Below are 19,771 nucleotides of genomic sequence, written 5' to 3'. Positions count from 1 at the left end.
ATCAGATCCGCTCGATGTCGTGGGTGCCGAACAGGCCATAGGGCTTGATCATCAGCACGATGATGAGGACGTAGAACGGCGCGACCTCGTAGAGATTGCCCCAGTGCAGATACTCGCTGTCGACATATTGCGCGATGTTTTCCAGGAGCCCGATGATGATGCCGCCGAGCACGGCGCCGCCGACGGAGTCGAGCCCGCCCAGGATCGCTGCCGGAAACACCTTGATGCCGTAGGCCGCCAGGCCCGACGACACGCCGTTCACCACGGCAACCACGACGCCTGCAACGGCCGACACCGTTGCCGAGATCGCCCAAGCCAGCGCGAACACGCTCTTCACGGAGATGCCGAGCGATTGCGCCACCTGCTGGTTGAACGCGGTGGCGCGCATCGCAAGGCCGTATTTGGAGGCTCGGAAGAACCAGGCCATGCCGATCATCATGGCGACCGACACCACGAGGCTCATGACATAGACGGTCTGGATCTGGAGCCCGAACAGGCTGATCGACTGGCTCTCGAACACCCGCGGGAACGGTTGCGGGTTGACGCCGAACATCCATTTTAGCGTCGCCTGCAGCACGGTGGAGAGGCCGATCGTCACCATGATCACCGAGATGATGGGTTCGCCGATCATCGGCCGCAGGATCAGGACCTGAATCGCGATGCCGAACACGAACATGAACACCAGCGTCATCGGCATGCCGAGCCAGAACGGCACCTGGTATTTGGCGAGCAGCGCCCAGCACACCCAGGCGCCGACCAGCAGCAATTCACCTTGCGCGAAGTTGACGACCTGCGTCGCCTTGTAGATCAGCACGAACGACATCGCGACCACGCCATAGAGCGTGCCGACCACGAGGCCGTTGACCAGGAGCTGGATGAGAAAGGCGGTGTTCATGTGATATGCTGTCCTTCGCCTCTCCCCGCTCGCGGCAGGGCTATCGCATATGGTGCGCACGATGCGGCGGCATTGGCAGTCGGCTCCCTCTCCCGCAAGCGGGAGAGGCGAAGGGCAGCGGTGCTTGCGCTCAAACTCACTCCGCCGCCTCCGCCATGTGCCCGTGCCCACCCAGATCCACCACGCGCAACGTCGTCCGCACGCGCTGCGTGGTGCCGTCCTGGAAGCGGATCACGGTGTCGACGGGGATGTCGGCATCGCCGCGGTAGATGGCATCGATGATGCCTTCATATTTCTCGTTGATGACGCTGCGGCGAACCTTTCGCGTGCGGGTGAGCTCGCCGTCGTCGGCGTCCAGCTCCTTGTAGAGCAGCAGGAAGCGCGAGATGCGCTGGGCCGGCGGCAGCGTGGCGTTGACGGTCTCGACCTCCTTGCGGAGCAATGCATAGACCTCCGGCCGCGAGGCGAGATCGCTATAAGTCGTGAAGGAAAGGCGGCTCTTCTCCGCCCATTTCGAGATGATGGAGTAGCGGATGCAGATCATCGCCGCGAGCGCGTCGCGACCGGCCCCGAGCACCACCGCTTCGGCGATATAGGGCGAGAACTTCAGCTTGTTCTCGATGAACTGCGGCGAGAAGCGCTCGCCGCGCGAGGTCTCGGCGAGATCCTTGATGCGGTCGATGACGACGAGCTGCCGGTTGGCGTTGAAATAGCCGGCATCGCCCGACAGCATCCAGCCGTCCTTGATGTCGGCGACGCTGGCCTCGGGATTCTTGTAATATCCGAGGAACATGTTGGGATGCCGCACCACGATCTCGCCAACGCCATGGACGTCGGCATTGTCGATGCGGATCTCGACTTGGTCGGACATCGGCACGCCGGTGGTATCAGGATCGACCTTGCCCTCGGGGTGCAGCGTGTAGGCCCCCAGCAGCTCGGTCTGGCCATAGAGCGTGCGCAGCGGCACGCCCATGGCCTGGAAGAACTTGAAGGTCTCTGGCCCGAGCGCCGCGCCGCCGGTCGCGGCCGAGCGCAGCCGGGTGAAGCCGAGGCGGTCGCGCAGCGCGCGGAACAGGATGGCGTCGGCAAGGCCTGAGCGCTTGCCTTGCTCGAGCGCGGCAAGGCCTGACTTCATCCCGAGATCGAACAGGCCTTGCTTGAGAGGCGTGGCGTCCATCACCTTGGCGCGGACGTCCGCGGCGATCGATTCCCAGACGCGGGGCGCGAACAGGACGAACGTCGGCGCGATCTCGCGCAGATCGTTCATCATCGTCTCGGGCTCTTCGACGAAGTTGATCTTCATCCGGCAAAGCAGACCTTTGCCAAGCACGTAGACCTGCTCCATGATCCACGGCAGCGGGAGCACCGAGACGTATTCGTCGTCCGGTCCCTTCGGATCGAAAGTGAGATAGGTCGCACAGTGGCCGAGCACGCGGCCGGCGGCCAGCATCGCGAGCTTGGGATGCGACGTCGTGCCCGAGGTCGTGCAGAGGATCGCGACGTCTTCGCCCTTGGTGGCATCCACCAGTCTGTCGTACAGCTCGGGCTCGCGCGCGGCGCGGGCGCGGCCCAGCTCCGCGAACTTCTCCGCCGACATCAGCCTGGGATCGTCGTATTTCCGCATCCCGCGCGGATCGGAATAGATGATGTGCTTCAGCTTCGGCGCGCGGTCGGCGAGGGTAAGCAGCTTGTCGACCTGCTCCTCGTCCTCGGCGAAGACGAGCTGTGCCTCGCCATAGTTGAGGAGATAGGAGGCCTCTTCATCCAGCACGTCGCGATAAAGTCCGAGGCTTAGGCCGCCGATGGCGTGCGTCGCCACTTCAGCCGCGACCCAGTCCGGCCGGTTGTCGCCGATGATGCCGATGACGTCGCCGCGGCCAAGGCCCATTTCGAGAAGACCGAGCGCGAAATCGCGCACCCGCGTCTGGTAGTCATTCCAGGTGAACACGCGCCAGAGCCCGAGATCCTTCTCGCGCAGGGCAATCTTGTTGCCGTGCTCCCTGGCATTGAGCCTGAGCATCTTCGGATAGGTGTCGGCCTGGGCGACGCGGCCTACGTAATCCATCATGCCGCGCTCTCCTGCGCGGGGGCCGCGTCATCGGGATCGACCAGCACCTCGTCTTCTTCGCCCAGATAGGCGCGCCTGACGTGGGGATCGGCGAGCACGGTCGCCGGATCGCCTTCGGCGATCTTCTTGCCGAAATCCAGCACCATGACGCGGTGGGAGATGTCCATCACCACGCCCATGTCGTGCTCGATCATCACCACCGTCATCCCGAATTCCTCGTTGAGATCGACGATGTAGCGGGCCATGTCCTCCTTCTCCTCGAAGTTCATGCCGGCCATCGGCTCGTCGAGGAGGATGAGACGCGGCTCCAGCGCCATGGCGCGGGCGAGCTCCACGCGCTTGCGCAGGCCGTAGGAGAGGGTGCCAGCGGGAGCTTTACGTACCGACTGAAGATCGAGGAAGTCGATGATCTCCTCGACCTTGCGGCGATGATCGAGCTCCTCCTTGCGCGCGCCGGTGAGCCAGTACAGCGAGCCCGTGAGGAAATTGTTCTTCAGCAGGTGATGGCGGCCGACCATGACGTTGTCGAGCACGCTCATGTGGTGGAACAGCGCCAGGTTCTGGAAGGTGCGGCCAATCCCAAGCGAGGCCCGCGCATTCGGCGTCAGGCCGGTGATGTCGCGGCCCTGGTAGTACAGCTGGCCTTCGGTCGGCTTGTAGCGACCGGAAATACAGTTCACGATCGAGGTCTTGCCGGCCCCGTTGGGACCGATGATCGAGAACAGCTCGCCCTCCCTGATGGCGAAGCCGACATCGGTCAGCGCCCGGACGCCGCCGAATCGCAAGGACACGCCGCGCACTTCAAGACTGGTAGCCACCAAACAAATCCCTCCCGGTGATGGCGCGTTCAGCGGCGCTCTTCGTCGGTTCCTGCCGGGCGATCCTAGTACGGCCGTGCCGGTGAGGCCATGCAGCAGTTGGTCTCCACCGGAGCCGTACCGCTCTCATTCCCGCTTGGGATCAAAAGCCGCATCGCCCGAGGTGGCTCTCAATAGGGGAAAGCGCTATTTTGAAATGTCTCTTGGCTGACAATTCTGCGACAAAGTTTTTCGGGGCCGCAGCTTTCGTCTTTCGTCGAATGGCCTGTCGAGACGATCTTATTGCGGTGCAGCAGAAGGCTTGGGTGACGAAACGGTGCGTCTGGCTTCGGGATCATGATTTCAGAGGATCAACTGAAGCGCGTCGCCGCCTGGTCGCGTGAGCTCACGCAGGCTGAGATCGAGGTCGCTCGCGCAGGCATCACCGAGCGGTCCTATGGCACCGGAGAGACCGTGTTCATGCGCGGCGACACGTTCGACTATTGGGCCGGCATGGTCTTTGGCCTCGCCCGGATGGGCGGTGTCTCGCGCGATGGCAAGGAAACGAGCCTTGCCGGTCTCACGGCAGGGGCCTGGTTCGGCGAAGGCAGCGTGCTCAAGAACGAGCCGCGCCGCTACGACGTGGTCGCGCTGCGCAACAGCCGCGTCGCGCTGATGGAACGCAGCGCCTTCATGTGGCTGTTCGAGAACAGCGTCGGCTTCAACCGCTTCCTGGTGCGCCAGCTCAACGAGCGGCTCGGGCAGTTCATCGGCATGCTCGAGGTCAATCGCACGCTGGACGCCACCGCGCGCCTCGCCCGCGGCATCGCCTCGCTGTTCAACCCGATCCTCTACCCGGAATCGACCGCGCATCTGGAGATCACCCAGGAGGAGATCGGGGCACTCTCCGGCATGTCCCGCCAGAACGCCAACCGCGCGCTGAACCGGCTGGAGAAGGAAGGCCTGCTGCGGCTCGAATATGGCGGCGTCACCATCCTCGATATCGAGAAGCTGCGCGGGTACGGGGATTAGGGCGTGCACGCCCTTGAAGAAGTGGACGGCTCCAGAGTCCTGACAACGCTATCCGCTTACGTGGAACGAACAGGCACAGCAAGCGTTGTGGGTTAGGTTATACAGGTAGATTGGCGTGGCAGGCTCTCGAAGCCAGGGCATGACCCAACTTCCGGTGGAATGACCATCCAGAACGGGCGGCATCATGCCTAGCGAACCGAAGCCGGTCCTTCAGACCGTCTCGGATGCTCCTGTCAATCCTCAGGATGAACTTCCGTATCGTCGTCGCCAACAGGCTCTGCTGCGAGAGTTTGGCACCGCTGCGCTACAGACCCGAGATTTCCGGCAAATTCTCCAGAATGCCGCAGAACTTAGCGCGCGAGGTTTGGGGTGTTCATACGCCAAAGTCCTCGAATATCTCCCCGACGATCATCGCCTGATCGTGCGTGCGGGCATCGGCTGGCCCGCGGGTACTGTGGATCGCGTGTCTCTCGGTGCGGATATCGAGTCTCCCGCCGGCTTTGCATTTCAGACCGGGCAATCGGTCGTCTCCAATCATTTGCAAGATGAGACGCGCTTTAGGACGCCCAAACTCCTTGCTGATCATGGCATCAAACGTGCGATCAACGTTCTCATCAGACGCGGGGGCGAGGGCAACACGCCCTTTGGCGTCCTCGAAGCCGACAGTCCGGCCCCCGGCCAGTTCGACGACGCCGATGCGGACTTCCTTGCAGGTTTCGCCGGCTTGCTGGGTATTGCGATCGAGCGTCAACATGCGGATGCCAAGCTCGAAGAGGCCCGCGATCACGAGGCTCTGCTGACACGGGAAATGAGTCATCGGGTGAAAAACAGCCTGACCTCGGTCGTTGGCTTGCTGCGTGTTCAGGCGCGCGCTTCAGAGTCCTTGGACGTCAAGAACGCTTTGGAAAATGCAGCCATGCGCGTTTCTTCGATAGCCGAGGTGCATGATCATTTATGGCGCGGCAGCAAGGTCGGATTTGTCGATCTCTCGGATTTTGTCGGTCATCTCTGCGAAAATCTGCAGCGATCCGCGCCCGAGCACAAGCTTCAATATCATTCCGACCCGGTCATCATTTCCGCCGACAAAGCCATTCCGTTGGGGTTGCTGGTCAATGAGCTGGTCACCAACGCCGTCAAGTATGCCTATGTCGACGCGCCTGGCGTCATCCGGGTGGATGCCCGGGAAATTGATGGACATCTGATCGTCGAGATTTCCGACGAAGGTATGGGATTGCCCGAAGGGTTTGACATCAATCAACCGCGAAACAGCCTTGGCTTTCGCGTCATCAATGGTCTGGTCCGGCAGTTGATGGGCGAGTTGAAAATTTCAAGAAACACCCCAAGAGGGGCGCTTTTTACAATCAAGTTTTCTCTCGATCCGCCCTGAGCAACATCGGGCGCCGAAGCCAACTTTCAGGGCCAAGTCGAGAACGCCAAGCAACTGCACCCGAGTTTTGTGAGCGTTCTGCCTGATGCAATCAATCATGAAAGCTGTCCGGATTCTTGTCGTTGAGGATGAGACGTTCGTTCGCATGGATGCGGTCGAGATGCTTCGCGACGCTGGATTCGACATCCTGGAGGCCGTCAACGCGGACGAGGCCATTCGGCTGCTGGCACTGCATTCCGATATCCGGCTGATATTTACCGACGTTGATATGGCGGGTTCTATCAACGGTTTGGAATTGGCGACAATTGTCCGAAAACGTTGGCCGCCTGTCAGGATCGTTGTGACGTCTGGATATTACAAAGTGCAAGCCGGTGATCTTCCCGAAGGCGCCCGGTTTTTTCCCAAACCTTACCGGCCGGACCAAATCATCGATGCTGTCCGCGAGTTGATCAACGCGACGTGGGAGGAAGAATCGCGTTAGCAGACCCGAAGAGGTGCAGCCCATTGCAACAACAGGCGCTACCTTCTTGTCAGGCAACCACTTGGCTGAGGCAAATTGCGCAAATTGAACCGAGTGGCGACCCAATTCACTTACGATACGTTAATTCGCCTTGGCGATGAGCAATACTGACCAGCGCTGCACCTGGCACAGCTCCACAGTTGGTCACCACCGTCCCAATACGGCAACTAACGGTGGCTGAGAGTTCTGTAACGCTCCCGCCTCAACAGGGCGTTTGAAATGTTCCACTATCCTCGGACGCTATGCCCAGCGTGCCGAAAAGAAACGGTGCTCGCCCGAATTACGCCCGGCCAATTTGGCTTCGAAATCCGGACGCTTGAGTGCCCGTCGTGCAAGGACGTCCACCAGCGTGTGGCCGAAGCCGATCTGGCTGATCCGATGAAATCCCCACGAACAACCGGCTGGCTTCACGGTCAATTGCAAGCGCCTACTTAGCAGTCGCACGTCATCGGGCCGGGTTTTCGTACGAGGGCCTTGAATACACTGGAACGGTGCCAATCTCGCGCCCATCGTCGCTGATTATGGCGATGCGACGCCCTGGATCATCCTCGGGCCTATCGAGTGAAACACCGACGGCGAGCACGCTCGCTCTGATGAGGGCCGCTACATCGTCATCGCAAACAAAGCCCGTGGAATCAAAAAGCCTGTGACCATCCTCAACATCAAAAAAGTAGCGGGGCATTGGCAACCTCTCAACGTCTAGAGGGCCAAGTTCTCACAGATGGCGTTGTTCCGATATGAGTCCTCCAATTTGCTGCCTCTTCCGGGCCGACCGGCCGAAGTAATTTTTTGCTGTGCACACTAGGGAACATATGTTCGATACAGGACACATGCTACGATCCCGGTGTCATCGAGCGGCCTTTGGCTTCTATCGGTGATGAGAACGCTAATCGCGCTCCCGCCCTCCATCTCGGCTAGACGCCTGACCTAGCAGCGCATCAACGAGCTGATAGCGGACGTCAACGGCATCTCCAATTTATGAGTGCACGCCCTAGCGCGCATTGGCGGGAGCGTTGACCGGCCAGAGATCGGCACGCCACCGGATCGCGATCGCCAGCATGGCGATGAAGCCGGCGGCGGCATAGAGCGAACCGGTCGCGGAATAGCCGATGACGTCGATCAGGCTGCCGGCGGCGAGCAACCCGATCGGCAGGCCGTAGATCACCATCATGCGCACGCCCATCACGCGGCCGCGCAGATGCGCGCTGGCCGTCCGCATCAGGATCACCGCAGCCGATATCATCGACATGCTCTGGGCGATGCCGGCGAGCACGAGGCAGGCCATCGCTACCGGCATGGTCCTGATTTCGACGAACACCAGCAGCATGGCGTACCAGGCCAGCGTTGCGCCGATCAGGAGCCGGGCAATGCGCAGTCCGCTGACGAGGCTCAGCGTGATGGAGCCGATCAGCGAGCCGACGGCGAAGCTCGCGGAGAGGTAACCGAGGCCGGTCTGGTCGGTGTGAAAGATCTCCCGGGCAATGTAGGGCAGCAATCCGCCGGTGAAGGGAAATGCGGTGAGATTGGCCAGGAAGGCGACGCACAGCGCCGCACGCATTCCCGGGCCGCTCCAGGCGTAGACGATCCCTTCCTTGAGGTCTCCCAGCAGCCGCGACACCGCATGGCTGTTGGCCGGAAGATCGCTCGTGATGATGGTTCTCTTGGGCCGGGTCAGGCACAGCATCAGAAGCGCGGCCACGAAGTAGAGGCAGGCGATCGCCACATAGACGAGGCCGATGCCGAGGACGGCGAACAGGCCGGCGCCCGTCAGCGCTCCGGCGATGCGCGCGCTGTCCTGGGTCGTGCGCGCGACGCTGATGGCGCCCACCAGTTGCTCGGCCGGCATGATCTCGGCGAGCAGCGCGCCGCGGACGCCGAGATCCGAGGGGCGGATCAGGCCCATGACCGCGACGATGATCATGACGCTCAGCGGCGACAGATGACCGCTCAGCGCCAGAACCATGATGGTCGACGACAGCACCGTATAGGCAAGACGCATCACGACCAGCAGGTCGCGATGGCCGATGCGGTCGCCGATCATGCCGAACACCGGCGCGACCAATGTTCCGACGAACTGAAGCGAGGCAAGCACGGTGAGCAACAGCACCGAGCCGGTCTCGACCAGGATGTACCAGCCGAGCACGAGCGTCTCCACCTCGAACGCCCAGGAGGTGAGCAGATCGGATGGCCACTGGAAGCGATAATTGCGGATGCGGAACGGCGCGAGCGCAGAAGGTCGTGCGGCTGTGCTCAAGGCGCGATGGCTCGTGTCACGACGATTCCCTGCCCGTGTGGTTTCTTTTCATTTCCGGCACCGTAGGGCCGAGGGCGCACGTGTCAATCAGAGCCGTCGCATGCCGCTCCCGCGCTCAGCTCTTATCTGGTCGTCGCCGGCTTCCGCTCTGCCAGAGCCGTGGCCATCGCCGAGATCAGCGGCCGCATGAAATAGGCGTCATCGGCCGGGGAGACGTCGGCGCGCAAGCCGTGCGCGGCAAGCTCGCCCGAGACCGCCGGGCCCACCGACGCAATCAACGTCCGTTCGAAGCCTGCGCGCAGCTTGGCCTCGCTGCCATGCGCCTTCGCTGCCTCGATCAGGCGGCGGACCTGGCCGAGATTGGTCAGCGCGATGGAATCGATCCGCCCCTCGGCCATCTCGTCGATGGCGGTGACAATGTTGGCATCCGCTGCGCTGGCATCGTAGGCATAAGGCAGCACCGCATCGACCTCGGCGCCTTGCGCGGCCAGAGCGCCGGTCAGTGCGCTATGGTCCTTGTCCGGATAGAGCTGGAGGCCGATACGGTGCCCCCTCAAGTCGAGCTTGCCCAGCATCTCGATCACGCCCTCGGTGGTCGGTTTCTCGGTGGTCTGATGCGGTTCGAGGCCGACCTCGCGCAGCGCCTTACCTGGTTTCGGGCCGCGGATGAACTTTCGCGATCCGGAGAGGGCCGCGACGAGGGCCGCGTCGAGCCCGCGTGCGCGCGCGAGCTTCATGATCCGCCGCAGGCCTTCGCCGGTCATCAGCACGAGATCGTCGAACGGCTTGTCGATGGCGCGGCGGATCCAGGCCTCGACCGGGGCCGGATCCGGCGCATCGTGGATGGTGAACATCGGGCACTGCACGACCTCTGCGCCTTGCTCGGCCAGCAACTTGGAAAACTGCGCCTCCTCGCGCGTTTCCAGGATCAGGATGCGGGTGCCGTTCAAACGGTCGGCCATGGGAATGCTCCGGGATTAATCGCAATCGTCCGTTCATCCTGACCCCACGCTTTACGCCGAGGCAAGCCCCGGGATTGGCGCAAGGGGCGCGTCGGTGCTAGAGCAGGGCGCAAATCGCGGCGCGTCCCGTAGCTGCCGCACAAACCTTCATCAGAGCCAAGCCCGTTCATCAACATGCCCGATCATCAATATGTTCTGACCCTGTCCTGTCCGGATCGCCCCGGCATCGTCTCGGCGGTGTCGACCTTCCTGGCCCACAACGGACAGAACATTCTCGATGCCCAGCAGTTCGACGACATCGAGACCAAGAAGTTCTTCATGCGCGTGGTGTTCACCGCGGCCGATCTTGCCGTGGAACTGTCGGCGCTGCAGACCGGCTTTGCGGCGATCGCCGAGCGTTTCGGCATGGAGTGGCAGATGCGCGACCGGGCCGCGCACCGCAAGGTGATGCTGCTGGTGTCGAAGTCGGATCACTGCCTGGTCGACATCCTCTATCGCTGGCGCACCGGCGAACTGCCGATGACGCTAGCTGCGATCGTCTCCAACCATCCGCGCGAGGTCTATGGCGGGCTCGATTTCGGCGGCATCCCGTTCCACCATCTGCCCGTGACCAAGGAGACCAAGCGCGAGCAGGAGGGCCAGATCATGGACCTCGTGGATAACACGAAGACCGATCTCGTCGTGCTGGCACGCTACATGCAGATCCTGTCGGACGACCTGTCGGCGAAGCTTTCGGGGCGCTGCATCAACATCCACCACTCGTTCCTGCCGGGCTTCAAGGGCGCAAAGCCCTATCACCAGGCTCATGAGCGCGGCGTCAAGCTGATCGGCGCCACCGCGCATTACGTCACGCGTGACCTCGACGAGGGCCCGATCATCGACCAGGACGTCGAGCGCATCAGCCATCGCGACACGCCTGAGGATCTCGTCCGCAAGGGCCGTGACATCGAACGGCGCGTGCTGGCCCGCGCGATCCGCTACCATCTCGACGACCGCGTCATCCTCAACGGCCGCAAGACCGTGGTGTTCGTGGATTAGCGAATGGGGAGTGGCGAGTAGCGAATGGAAGAGGGGTATATTCGCTACTCCCTATTCGCCATTCGCCCCTCAGCGTACCGCGCTGCCCGACGTCGTCCCCGTCGCGCCCTTCTGCGCCTGCTCTTCCTTCTCGCGATCCGCCGCCGGCAGCAGCCGCTTGCGTTCGCGCTCTTTCATATAGGCGTCGTATTGCGGCGTGCCCGCCCGCGGCGGGGCATCGGCCGGCAGCCCGCCGGCCCATTGCGGGACGTAGTCGCCCATGCCGGCGGAGAGTCTTTCGTTGACGGTGCCGCAGCCCGCAAGGCTGGAGGCCAGCAAGGCAACGACGGCAGCGGTCGAAGGCAAACGGATACGCATGAGCCTCTTCTGGGTCGAACTGGACCGGGCGCGGATGATGGGGACGCCCGATGGGCGCCAGCGGCGCACTCTAGTCCTCAACAAGTAAAATTGGCCTATTCAGCGGCGAATTCGCCTGTATACAAAATGGTATAATAATACATCTTATTTGATCTCGATCGCCTCTTTGCCAGTTGATACGGTATACAGTTCGTATTCATGATTGGGGCGGGGACGTCAATTGAGTCGTGCCCGGCGAATGTTCGAATTCTGCAAAGCAGAGGCGGATTCATCCAACCACGGCGCCGCCGGGCGCTCTTAGAGTACGGCATGGCGCGGAGGGTTAGGCTAGGCATCGAAAGGCTTTTTTGTTGACAGGACCATTTTATTTGTACAATCGTACAAATATCTCCCCTGCCGTCAATCCGATCGCGCGGCTTGCGCCGAATGGTCGCCCAACGTCCGATTGACAACGGGGTTGCGGAGGACGCCATGTGGCCGCGCGGCATGGCTTGTCCGTGGTTAGAGCGCGGCAAGGACCGGGTACTCGGTCTGGCGCACAACAGGTCAGGAATGAAGGGGAGGGACATCTGATGTTCGAACGCAGAATTTTTTCACGCACCGTAGCAGCAGCCGCCATCGCGGGCGTTGCAGGTTTTGCGCCTGCCAAGGCGGAGGACAGCGTCAAGATCGGCCTGATCCTGCCGATGACCGGCGGCCAGGCCTCGACCGGCAAGCAGATCGAAAACGCGATCAAGCTTTACATGCAGCAAAAGGGCGACACCGTCGCCGGCAAGAAGATCGAGATCATCCTCAAGGACGACGCCGCGATCCCGGACAAGACCAAGACCGCCGCGCAGGAGCTGATCGTCAACGACAAGGTCAACTTCATCGCAGGCTTCGGCGTGACGCCGGCCGCGCTCGCGGCGGCGCCGCTGGCGACGCAGGCCAAGATTCCGGAGGTCGTGATGGCGGCGGGCACCTCCATCATCACCGAGCGCTCGCCCTATATCGTACGCACCAGCTTCACGCTGGCGCAATCCTCGACCATCATCGGCGACTGGGCGGTGAAGAACGGCATCAAGAAGGTGGCGACGCTGACCTCCGACTACGCGCCGGGCAATGACGCGCTCAATTTCTTCAAACAACATTTTACCGCCGGTGGCGGCGAGGTGGTGGAAGAGGTCAAGACGCCGCTCGCCAATCCCGACTTCGCGCCGTTCCTGCAGCGCATGAAGGACGCCAAGCCGGACGCGATCTTCGTGTTCGTGCCGGCCGGCCAGGGCGGCAACTTCATGAAGCAATATGCCGAGCGCGGCCTCGACAAGGCCGGCATCAAGGTGATCGGACCGGGCGACGTCACCGACGACGACCTGCTCAACAACATGGGCGACGCCGTGCTCGGCACGGTCACCGCGCATCTCTACTCCGCAGCGCACCCATCGCAGATGAACAAGGATTTCGTCGCAGCCTACAAGAAGGCGTTCGGCAATCGTCCGGGCTTCATGGCGGTGGGCGGATATGACGGCATCCACCTGATTTACGAGGCGCTCAAGAAGACGAACGGCGACACCGACGGCACCAAGCTGGTCGAGGCCATGAAGGGGCAGAAGTGGGAGAGCCCGCGCGGCCCGATTTCGATCGACCCCGAGACTCGCGACATCGTCCAGAACATCTACATCCGCAAGGTCGAGAAGGTCGACGGCGAGCTCTACAACGTCGAGTTCCAGACCTTCGAGGCCGTCAAGGATCTCGGCAAGACCAAGAAGTGACGCGCTCGCTTCACCTCTCCCGCCTGCGGGAGAGGTCGACGCGAAGCGTCGGGTGAGGTTTCTTTCCACTAGGGGACTGTCCCATTGCGGAGACACCCTCTCCCCAACCCTCTCCCGCAAGCGGGAGAGGGAGCGCAGCACGGCCCTGGGCTACACCTGAAATGATCTTCGACCCTCAATGACCTCTATCCTCACCAACCTGTTCGATGGCGTCGCCTACGGCATGCTGCTGTTCGTGCTGGCTTGCGGGCTCGCGGTCACGCTCGGATTGATGAACTTCGTCAATCTCGCCCACGGCGCCTTCGCCATGGCCGGCGGCTATGTCTGCATGGTGCTGGTCAACCGGATGGGCTGGCCGTTCTTCGCAGCGCTGCCACTCGCTTTCGTCTCGTCAGCCGCGATCGGCATCGTGCTCGAGCGCACGCTCTACCGCCATCTCTATGCGCGCAGCCATCTCGATCAGGTGTTGTTCACCATCGGCCTGACCTTCATGTCGGTCGCCGCCGTCGACTATATTCAGGGCTCGTCGCGGGTCTTCATCAACCTGCCGGCCGCGCTCCAGGGCCAGTTCGATCTGTTCGGGGTCGGTATCGGCCGCTACCGGCTGATGATCATCGTGATCTGCGGCTTGCTCACCATCGGCCTCCAAATGGTGCTGGCCAAGACACGCTTCGGCAGCCGCCTGCGCGCCGCCGTCGACGACCCGCGCGCCGCGAGCGGCCTCGGCATCAACGTGCCGCAAGTGTTCGCCTTCACCTTTGCCTTCGGATGCGGGCTCGCCGGCCTCGGTGGTGCGCTGAGCGCCGAGATCCTCGGCCTCGATCCTTACTTCCCGCTGAAGTTCATGATCTACTTCCTGATCGTGGTCACCGTCGGCGGCTCGTCCTCGATCACCGGCCCATTCCTGGCCTCGCTCCTGCTCGGCATCGGCGACGTCGCCGGCAAATATTACGTGCCGAAGATGGGCCCCTTCGTGATCTACACCATGATGATCGTGATCCTGATCTGGCGCCCGAACGGCCTGTTCGGCCGCACTGCCGCGCGTTGAGTTCGCCGATGAGCGCTTCCTCCGACGTCGGTCATCACGCCCAGCGCCAGGCGCGCTGGCACTATGGCGAAGTCGCCTTCTGGCTGATCGTGCTGGCCTGCGGCTTCGCGTTTCCCACGCGCTATCTGATCATGACCGACATCCTGCGGCTGGCGCTGTTTGCGATGTCGCTGGATCTGATCCTCGGCTATGCCGGTATCGTCTCGCTCGGCCACGCCGCCTTCTTCGGCGTCGGCGCCTATGCGGCGGGGCTGCTCGCGCTTCATGGTATGGTCAACGAGCCCGTGCTCGCGCTGATCGTCGCCGGCCTTGCCGCGATGGTGCTCGGCTTTGCCACCAGCTTCCTGGTGATCCGCGGCGTCGATCTCACCCGCTTGATGGTGACGCTCGGTATCGCGCTGCTGCTGGAAGCGCTCGCCGAACGCTTCTCCAACATCACCGGCGGCACCGACGGCCTGCAGGGCATCGAGATGCAGCCGATCCTCGGCGTGATCCCGTTCGACATGTTCGGCAAGGCCGGCTTCTTCTATTCGCTCGCCGTCCTGTTCCTGCTCTTCCTGTTCGCCCGCCGCGTCGTGCATTCGCCGTTCGGCCTGTCGCTGCGCGCAATCAAGAACAATCCGCTGCGCGCCGCCGCGATCGGCATTCCCGTCAACCGTCGCCTGATCGCGATCTATACGCTCGCGGCATTCTATGCCGGCGTCGCGGGCGCGCTGTTCACCCAGACAACCGCGATCGCCTCGCTCGACGTCTTCGCCTTCGAACGCTCCGCCGATCTGATGCTGGTGCTCGTCATCGGCGGCACCGGTTATCTCTACGGCGGGCTGATCGGCGCGGTGATCTTCCGCCTGCTCCAGGAAGTGTTCTCCACGATCACCCCGCAATATTGGCAGTTCTGGATCGGCCTGGTGCTGGTCGTGATCGTGTTGGTCGGGCGCCAGCGCCTGCATCGCTGGGTGCTGTACGTGCCGAACCTGATCATCAAGCAGATTGCCGGTCGCAAGGCGGTCGTCGCCGTGCCGGAGAGCGACACATGACTATCGCGCTCGAAACCCAGAACCTCGAAAAGCAGTTCGGCGGCCTGCGCGTCACCCGCGATCTCTCCTTGAAGATCGAGCAGGGTGCCCGCCACGCGCTGATCGGTCCCAACGGCGCCGGCAAGACCACGGTGATCAACCAGCTCACCGGTGTGCTCAAGCCGAACTCGGGCCGCATCCTGCTCGAAGGCCAGGACATCACCGATCTTCCCGTGCACAAGCGCGTGCTGCGCGGCCTGTCGCGCACCTTCCAGATCAACCAGCTCTATCCTGACCTGACGCCGCTCGAGACCATCGGCCTTGCCGTCTCCGAGCGCCTCGGCCATGGCGGCGACTGGTGGCGGCGGATGGGCACGCGCAGCGACGTCAACGGTGAGATCGCCGATCTGCTCGCGAGCTTCCATCTGCTCGAGGTCATGAACGAACAGACCGTAACGCTGCCCTACGGCAAGCAGCGCCTGCTCGAGATCGCGGTCGCGATCGCGGCCAAGCCGCGCGTGCTGCTGCTCGACGAGCCCGCTGCCGGCGTGCCCGAGAGCGAGCGCCACGACATTCTTGCGGTCGTCGGCAGCCTGCCGCGCGACGTCACCGTGCTCTTGATCGAGCACGACATGGACCTCGTGTTCTCCTTCGCCGACCGCATCTCCGTGCTTGTTTCGGGCGGGCTGCTCACCGAGGGCCCGCCCGAGCAGGTCGCGCGCGATCCGCAGGTCAAGGCCGTCTATCTCGGCGAGGAGGCGGTCAATGTCTGACCTGCTCGCGATCGAGGCGTTGCGCGCCGGCTATGGCGAAGCGGTGGTGCTGCCCAACATGTCCTTGTGGCTCGCCGAGGGGCAGGTGCTGGCGCTGCTGGGCCGCAACGGTACCGGCAAGACCACGCTGATCAATTCGATCGTCGGTGTCACCCGCCGCTTTTCCGGCAGCGTGGCGCTCGCCGGCGCCGATGTCACTTCGCTCCGGCCCGACCAGCGGGCACGCGCCGGCATCGGCTGGGTGCCGCAGGAGCGCAACATCTTCCGCTCGCTGACGGTCGAGGAGAACATGACCGCGGTCGCGCAGCCCGGTCCATGGACGGTCGAGAAGGTCTACGAGATGTTCCCGCGGCTGAAGGAGCGACGGAGCAATTTCGGCAACCAGCTCTCCGGCGGCGAGCAGCAGATGCTGGCGATCGGCCGCGCGCTCACCCTCAACCCGAAAGTGCTGCTGCTGGACGAGCCGACCGAGGGCCTTGCTCCCATCATCGTCGAGGAGCTCTTGAAGGCGATCGGCAGTATCACGCGGGCAGGCGGCATCTGCTCGATCATCGTCGAACAGAATGCCCAAAAGATTCTGGGGCTGGCCGACCGCGTTGTGATATTGGAGCGCGGAACGATCGTCCACGACGCTCCGAGCGCCGCGCTGAAAGCCGACCCTTCGGTTCTGGAACGCCATCTCGGCGTCGCCGGGGCCGCAGCTCACTAAACTAAAATGTCCAGGGAGTAAGACATGCAGCGAAACAGAGCCCCCTTCCGCGCCGACGAGGTCGGCAGCCTCTTGCGTCCGGCCAAGATCAAGGAAGCCCGTAGCCGGCTCGAGAAGGGCGAGATCTCGGCCGACGATCTGCGCAAGATCGAGGACGTGGAGATCGAGAAGGTCGTGCACAAGCAGGCCTCGCTCGGCCTTAAGCTCGCGACCGACGGCGAATTCCGCCGCTCCTGGTGGCATTTCGACTTCCTGGCCAAGCTCACCGGCTGCGAGCTGTTTCATCCCGACGCAGGCATCCAGTTCGCGGGCGTGGAGACCCGGCACGACGCTGTGCGGGTGATCGACAAGCTCGACTTCCCCGCCGATCACCCGATGCTGGACCACTTCCGCTTCCTGAAGAAGGTCGCCGACCAGGCCCACGTCACCGCCAAGATGACGATCCCGTCGCCCGCGGTGCTGCATTTCCGCGGCGGCCGCAAGGCGATCTCGAAGGAAGTCTATCCCGATCTCGAGGCCTTCTACGAAGACCTCGGCAAGACCTATCGGAAAGCGGTCAAGGCCTTCTACGACGCCGGCTGCCGCTATCTCCAGTTCGACGACACCGTGTGGGCCTATCTCTGCTCGCAGGACGAGTTGCAGAAGGCGCGCGAGCGCGGCGACAATCCGGACGGTCTCCAGCAGATCTATGCCCGCATCATCAATTACGCGCTGGCCGAGAAGCCCGCCGACATGGTGGTGACGACGCATGTCTGCCGCGGCAATTTCCGTTCGACCTGGATTTCCTCGGGCGGCTATGAGCCGGTCGCGGAGACCATGCTCGCCGGCACCAATTACGACGGCTATTTTCTCGAATACGACAGCGACCGTGCCGGCGGCTTCGAGCCGCTGCGCTTCCTGCCCAAGGGCAACAAGGTCGTTGTGGTCGGCGTCATCACCTCGAAGTTCGGCGAGCTCGAGAAGAAGGACGACATCAAGCGCCGTCTGGAAGAAGCCGCCAAGTTCGCCCCGCTGGAGCAGCTCGCGCTCTCGCCGCAATGCGGCTTTGCTTCGACTGAAGAGGGCAACGTCCTTTCCGAGGAAGAGCAGTGGGCGAAGCTGAGCCTTGCGGTCGAAATCGCAAAGGAAGTGTGGGGTAACTGAGTTACCGCGCGGCTGCTGTCATTCCCCGCGAAGGCGGGGAATCCAGTACGCCGCAGCTTCTCGATTGAAACACGCCGTCTCGGCGTACTGGATCGCCCGGTCAAGCCGGGCGATGACGGTTGAGTGTTGGGAAGCAGTCGTAGCCCGCATGAGCAAAGCGACATGCGGGATCAGTTGCATCGGACGTCGCTTCCCTAGATCCGGGCTACCTTTAACCCCTCACTTCTCCGCCAGATAAACCTCGCCCAGCAGCGACGAGTTCGACCACGGCACCTGCTTGCTCTTCGTGGACGAGACCACCTCGGCCCGCACCCGCGTCAGCATCTGCTGCACTTCCAGCCCCGGCGTGCCGAGGTGGCGTGACAGCGCGGCGGAGAACGGCGAGTTGGCGCCTTCGCCGTCGAGCGCGACCTGGCCCGGCGCGGTGGCGAAGGCGATCAATGTGCCTGCTCCGAGCGTCGCACCCGTGCCGAGACTCGTTGGCGCCGCGAGGCCCGAGGCGCCTTCGATGCTGCGATTGGCGCCGGCGGATACGACCTTCGGGGCCATGGGATTGTTGCGGCAGGCATCGAATATCAAAATGTTGGTGCGAACCTGGTCGTCGAGGCCGGCCATGATCGTGTCCATGTCGATCATCGCCTCGGTCATGGCCGTGCCCGGCTTGAGCTCGACGTCGATGGGAATGAGATAGTTGCGGCCGTCGACCTGGACGCCATGGCCGGCATAATAGACCACCGCGACCTGCGCCCGCGCGGCCTCGCGCAGGAAGTCGCGTGTCATCTTCTGCATCGCGGCGCGATCGAGATCGATGCCTTCCGACACGGTGAAGCCGATATCGCGCAGGCTCTTTGCGACGGCGCGTGCGTCGTTGGCCGGATTGGCCAGCGCCTTGACGTGCGCATAGGCGCCGTTGCCGATGATCAGCGCCATGCGTGCGCCGCGAGCGGCTGGCGCAGGTGAGGAAAGCTGCGCTGCGCCCGTCTTCTGCTGCGGGGCGGGGACCGCATTCGGTTGCGTCGCTGGCGAGGGCGCATCGCGGGGGATCGGCGCGCTCGTCTCGGTCACCAGCGACAGCCGCACCTTTGCTGTGGCCTGGTTGGCCTTGCTGCCGGCATCGGATGCTGCGATCGCGAGCGTCGCCTTGTAGTCCTCGCGAGCACTTGCGTAGTCGCCCTTCGCTTCATAGGCCAGCGCGCGATGGGTGTAGCCGGAGATCAGCACGCTGTTCGGCGGCGTCGTGATATTGGCCGGCGGCTTCTCCCTGGCGAGCCGGATCGCCTCGCTGCCGTCAGCGATGGCGCGGTCGAGATCGCCCTTGGCGCGCCAGATCGCGGTGCGGTTGATCAGCGGCTGCGGCAGCGAGGGATCGAGCCGGATCGCCTGGTTGATATCGGCAAGCGCGCCGTCGAGATCGCCTAGGGCCTGTTTCGAGATGCCCCGGTTCTGAAACGAAAACGTCGCTTTCGGATCGGCCTTGATCGCCATGTCGTAGTCGGCAATGGCCTTCGCATAGTCGTGCTTGCCGCGCCAGGCGTTGCCCCGATTGTGGAAGATGGTGCCGCTGGGTGGTCCGAGCTTCAGCGCGTCGTCGAAGTCTGCGATCGCGATGTCGTAGTCGCCCTTGTCGTAATAGGCGGATCCCCTGAGGTTGTAGGCTGCCTGGCTCGGCTGGAGCCGGATCGCTTCGGTGGCGTCGGTGACGACTTTCGCGTAGTCGCCCTTCTTGTTCCAGCCGACGGCGCGCCAGAAATGGATCGTCGCAAGCTGCTCGCCCCGAAACGCCTTCAGAGCGATGATCTTGGTGCAGGCGTCGATCATCTTGTCGGCCGGCGTCGTGTCGGTGGTGCAGAGCGGCCCGAGCTGGTTGCGGGCCTGCGCGGCCGCGGGCGCCGACCCCAGGATTGCGGCAAGCAGACTGAGCGCGACGAGCAGGCGGCGCATGGCGAAGGTCCCCATCAAAGGAAGGCGCTTGTTTGTTGTCCGGCTTGCCGTGGGGGTTCACGGGCCACGCTGGCGTGAGC

General features: G+C 63.1%; 19 protein-coding genes. 10 read left to right on the top strand and 9 right to left on the bottom strand.

Annotated features, from left to right (window positions below; all coding sequences use genetic code 11):
• Position 1: 1 nt before the first annotated feature.
• From CIT39_RS23980 to CIT39_RS23970, 3 genes are all read right to left on the bottom strand, one after another.
• Complete coding sequence (locus CIT39_RS23980; RefSeq protein ID WP_094972443.1) at positions 2-895, bottom strand: branched-chain amino acid ABC transporter permease; 894 nt, start codon at positions 893-895, stop codon at positions 2-4.
• A 136-nt stretch (positions 896-1,031) separates the two neighbouring features.
• Complete coding sequence (locus tag CIT39_RS23975) at positions 1,032-2,963, bottom strand: long-chain fatty acid--CoA ligase (protein WP_094972442.1); 1,932 nt, start codon at positions 2,961-2,963, stop codon at positions 1,032-1,034.
• Positions 2,960-3,781 carry an ABC transporter ATP-binding protein gene (locus CIT39_RS23970; RefSeq protein ID WP_094972545.1) on the bottom strand — a complete coding sequence of 274 codons (822 nt, stop codon included), beginning with the start codon at positions 3,779-3,781 and terminating at the stop codon, positions 2,960-2,962. Before CIT39_RS23970 ends, CIT39_RS23975 begins: the two co-directional genes overlap by 4 nt.
• Before the next feature lie 336 nt (positions 3,782-4,117).
• On the opposite strand from CIT39_RS23970, the gene CIT39_RS23965 reads away from it, so the two are divergent.
• From CIT39_RS23965 to CIT39_RS23955, 3 genes are all read left to right on the top strand, one after another.
• Positions 4,118-4,792: a Crp/Fnr family transcriptional regulator gene (locus CIT39_RS23965; protein ID WP_094972441.1), complete on the top strand. Its 675-nt coding sequence runs from the start codon at positions 4,118-4,120 to the stop codon at positions 4,790-4,792.
• Positions 4,793-4,976: 184 nt separating this feature from the next.
• Positions 4,977-6,179 carry a sensor histidine kinase gene (locus CIT39_RS23960; RefSeq protein ID WP_094972440.1) on the top strand — a complete coding sequence of 401 codons (1,203 nt, stop codon included), beginning with the start codon at positions 4,977-4,979 and terminating at the stop codon, positions 6,177-6,179.
• A gap of 97 nt (positions 6,180-6,276) precedes the next feature.
• On the top strand, positions 6,277-6,660 hold the full coding sequence (locus CIT39_RS23955; RefSeq protein ID WP_244607442.1) for a response regulator: 384 nt from the start codon (positions 6,277-6,279) through the stop codon (positions 6,658-6,660).
• Between the two features lie 279 nt (positions 6,661-6,939).
• On the opposite strand, the gene CIT39_RS23950 is transcribed toward CIT39_RS23955, so the two are convergent.
• The 4 genes from CIT39_RS23950 to CIT39_RS23940 form a co-directional block, all read right to left on the bottom strand.
• Positions 6,940-7,116: a hypothetical protein gene (locus tag CIT39_RS23950; protein ID WP_155526032.1), complete on the bottom strand. Its 177-nt coding sequence runs from the start codon at positions 7,114-7,116 to the stop codon at positions 6,940-6,942.
• 28 nt (positions 7,117-7,144) lie between these two features.
• Positions 7,145-7,381: a DUF6894 family protein gene (locus CIT39_RS33225; protein ID WP_109853914.1), complete on the bottom strand. Its 237-nt coding sequence runs from the start codon at positions 7,379-7,381 to the stop codon at positions 7,145-7,147.
• 309 nt (positions 7,382-7,690) lie between these two features.
• Positions 7,691-8,953: an MFS transporter gene (locus tag CIT39_RS23945; protein ID WP_094972438.1), complete on the bottom strand. Its 1,263-nt coding sequence runs from the start codon at positions 8,951-8,953 to the stop codon at positions 7,691-7,693.
• Between the two features lie 122 nt (positions 8,954-9,075).
• Entirely contained in the window at positions 9,076-9,915 is an 840-nt protein-coding gene (locus CIT39_RS23940; protein WP_094972437.1) for a uroporphyrinogen-III synthase, read from the bottom strand.
• Between the two features lie 174 nt (positions 9,916-10,089).
• On the opposite strand from CIT39_RS23940, the gene purU reads away from it, so the two are divergent.
• Complete coding sequence (purU, locus tag CIT39_RS23935) at positions 10,090-10,953, top strand: formyltetrahydrofolate deformylase (protein WP_094972436.1); 864 nt, start codon at positions 10,090-10,092, stop codon at positions 10,951-10,953.
• A gap of 69 nt (positions 10,954-11,022) precedes the next feature.
• On the opposite strand, the gene CIT39_RS23930 is transcribed toward purU, so the two are convergent.
• Entirely contained in the window at positions 11,023-11,310 is a 288-nt protein-coding gene (locus tag CIT39_RS23930; protein WP_181955111.1) for a hypothetical protein, read from the bottom strand.
• Between the two features lie 572 nt (positions 11,311-11,882).
• Between CIT39_RS23930 and CIT39_RS23925 the strand changes: the two genes are divergently transcribed.
• The 6 genes from CIT39_RS23925 to CIT39_RS23900 all read left to right on the top strand — a co-directional run bounded on the left by CIT39_RS23925 (position 11,883) and on the right by CIT39_RS23900 (position 17,750).
• Positions 11,883-13,061, top strand: coding sequence for an ABC transporter substrate-binding protein (locus CIT39_RS23925; RefSeq protein WP_094972435.1), 1,179 nt, complete (start codon positions 11,883-11,885; stop codon positions 13,059-13,061).
• 178 nt (positions 13,062-13,239) lie between these two features.
• The gene (locus CIT39_RS23920) at positions 13,240-14,109 is read left to right on the top strand and encodes a branched-chain amino acid ABC transporter permease (RefSeq protein ID WP_007601971.1); all 870 of its coding nucleotides are present in this window, start codon (positions 13,240-13,242) and stop codon (positions 14,107-14,109) included.
• An 8-nt stretch (positions 14,110-14,117) separates the two neighbouring features.
• On the top strand, positions 14,118-15,146 hold the full coding sequence (locus CIT39_RS23915; protein WP_094972434.1) for a branched-chain amino acid ABC transporter permease: 1,029 nt from the start codon (positions 14,118-14,120) through the stop codon (positions 15,144-15,146).
• A complete protein-coding gene (locus CIT39_RS23910; RefSeq protein WP_094972433.1) occupies positions 15,143-15,898 on the top strand; it encodes an ABC transporter ATP-binding protein in 756 nt (251 codons plus the stop codon). The genes CIT39_RS23915 and CIT39_RS23910 overlap by 4 nt, the downstream gene beginning before the upstream one ends.
• The gene (locus tag CIT39_RS23905; RefSeq protein ID WP_094972432.1) at positions 15,891-16,607 is read left to right on the top strand and encodes an ABC transporter ATP-binding protein; all 717 of its coding nucleotides are present in this window, start codon (positions 15,891-15,893) and stop codon (positions 16,605-16,607) included. The genes CIT39_RS23910 and CIT39_RS23905 overlap by 8 nt, the downstream gene beginning before the upstream one ends.
• Positions 16,608-16,631: 24 nt before the next feature.
• Positions 16,632-17,750, top strand: a complete 1,119-nt coding sequence (locus CIT39_RS23900; protein WP_094972431.1) for a cobalamin-independent methionine synthase II family protein — start codon at positions 16,632-16,634, stop codon at positions 17,748-17,750.
• A 219-nt stretch (positions 17,751-17,969) separates the two neighbouring features.
• Here CIT39_RS23900 and CIT39_RS23895 read toward each other — a convergent pair whose 3' ends face one another.
• Complete coding sequence (locus tag CIT39_RS23895; RefSeq protein ID WP_094972430.1) at positions 17,970-19,691, bottom strand: caspase family protein; 1,722 nt, start codon at positions 19,689-19,691, stop codon at positions 17,970-17,972.
• Positions 19,692-19,771 lie beyond the last annotated feature (80 nt).

This window comes from Bradyrhizobium symbiodeficiens (assembly GCF_002266465.3).
Lineage (GTDB): Bacteria > Pseudomonadota > Alphaproteobacteria > Rhizobiales > Xanthobacteraceae > Bradyrhizobium > Bradyrhizobium symbiodeficiens.
Note: the sequence above shows the minus strand (reverse complement) of the source record. Positions and strands in the feature narration are given on the sequence as shown.

Excerpts from the sequence above, each read along its gene's own strand:
- CIT39_RS23895 (WP_094972430.1), bottom strand. The coding sequence starts at position 19,691 with ATGCGCCGCCTGCTCGTCGCGCTCAGTCTGCTTGCCGCAATCCTGGGG.
- CIT39_RS23930 (WP_181955111.1), bottom strand. The coding sequence starts at position 11,310 with ATGCGTATCCGTTTGCCTTCGACCGCTGCCGTCGTTGCCTTGCTGGCC.
- CIT39_RS23925 (WP_094972435.1), top strand. The coding sequence starts at position 11,883 with ATGTTCGAACGCAGAATTTTTTCACGCACCGTAGCAGCAGCCGCCATC.
- CIT39_RS23915 (WP_094972434.1), top strand. The coding sequence starts at position 14,118 with ATGAGCGCTTCCTCCGACGTCGGTCATCACGCCCAGCGCCAGGCGCGC.
- CIT39_RS23975 (WP_094972442.1), bottom strand. The coding sequence starts at position 2,963 with ATGATGGATTACGTAGGCCGCGTCGCCCAGGCCGACACCTATCCGAAG.
- CIT39_RS23960 (WP_094972440.1), top strand. The coding sequence starts at position 4,977 with ATGCCTAGCGAACCGAAGCCGGTCCTTCAGACCGTCTCGGATGCTCCT.
- CIT39_RS23905 (WP_094972432.1), top strand. The coding sequence starts at position 15,891 with ATGTCTGACCTGCTCGCGATCGAGGCGTTGCGCGCCGGCTATGGCGAA.
- purU (WP_094972436.1), top strand. The coding sequence starts at position 10,090 with ATGCCCGATCATCAATATGTTCTGACCCTGTCCTGTCCGGATCGCCCC.
- CIT39_RS23980 (WP_094972443.1), bottom strand. The coding sequence starts at position 895 with ATGAACACCGCCTTTCTCATCCAGCTCCTGGTCAACGGCCTCGTGGTC.
- CIT39_RS23900 (WP_094972431.1), top strand. The coding sequence starts at position 16,632 with ATGCAGCGAAACAGAGCCCCCTTCCGCGCCGACGAGGTCGGCAGCCTC.
- CIT39_RS23955 (WP_244607442.1), top strand. The coding sequence starts at position 6,277 with ATGAAAGCTGTCCGGATTCTTGTCGTTGAGGATGAGACGTTCGTTCGC.
- CIT39_RS23910 (WP_094972433.1), top strand. The coding sequence starts at position 15,143 with ATGACTATCGCGCTCGAAACCCAGAACCTCGAAAAGCAGTTCGGCGGC.
- CIT39_RS23920 (WP_007601971.1), top strand. The coding sequence starts at position 13,240 with ATGACCTCTATCCTCACCAACCTGTTCGATGGCGTCGCCTACGGCATG.
- CIT39_RS23940 (WP_094972437.1), bottom strand. The coding sequence starts at position 9,915 with ATGGCCGACCGTTTGAACGGCACCCGCATCCTGATCCTGGAAACGCGC.
- CIT39_RS23965 (WP_094972441.1), top strand. The coding sequence starts at position 4,118 with ATGATTTCAGAGGATCAACTGAAGCGCGTCGCCGCCTGGTCGCGTGAG.
- CIT39_RS33225 (WP_109853914.1), bottom strand. The coding sequence starts at position 7,381 with ATGCCCCGCTACTTTTTTGATGTTGAGGATGGTCACAGGCTTTTTGAT.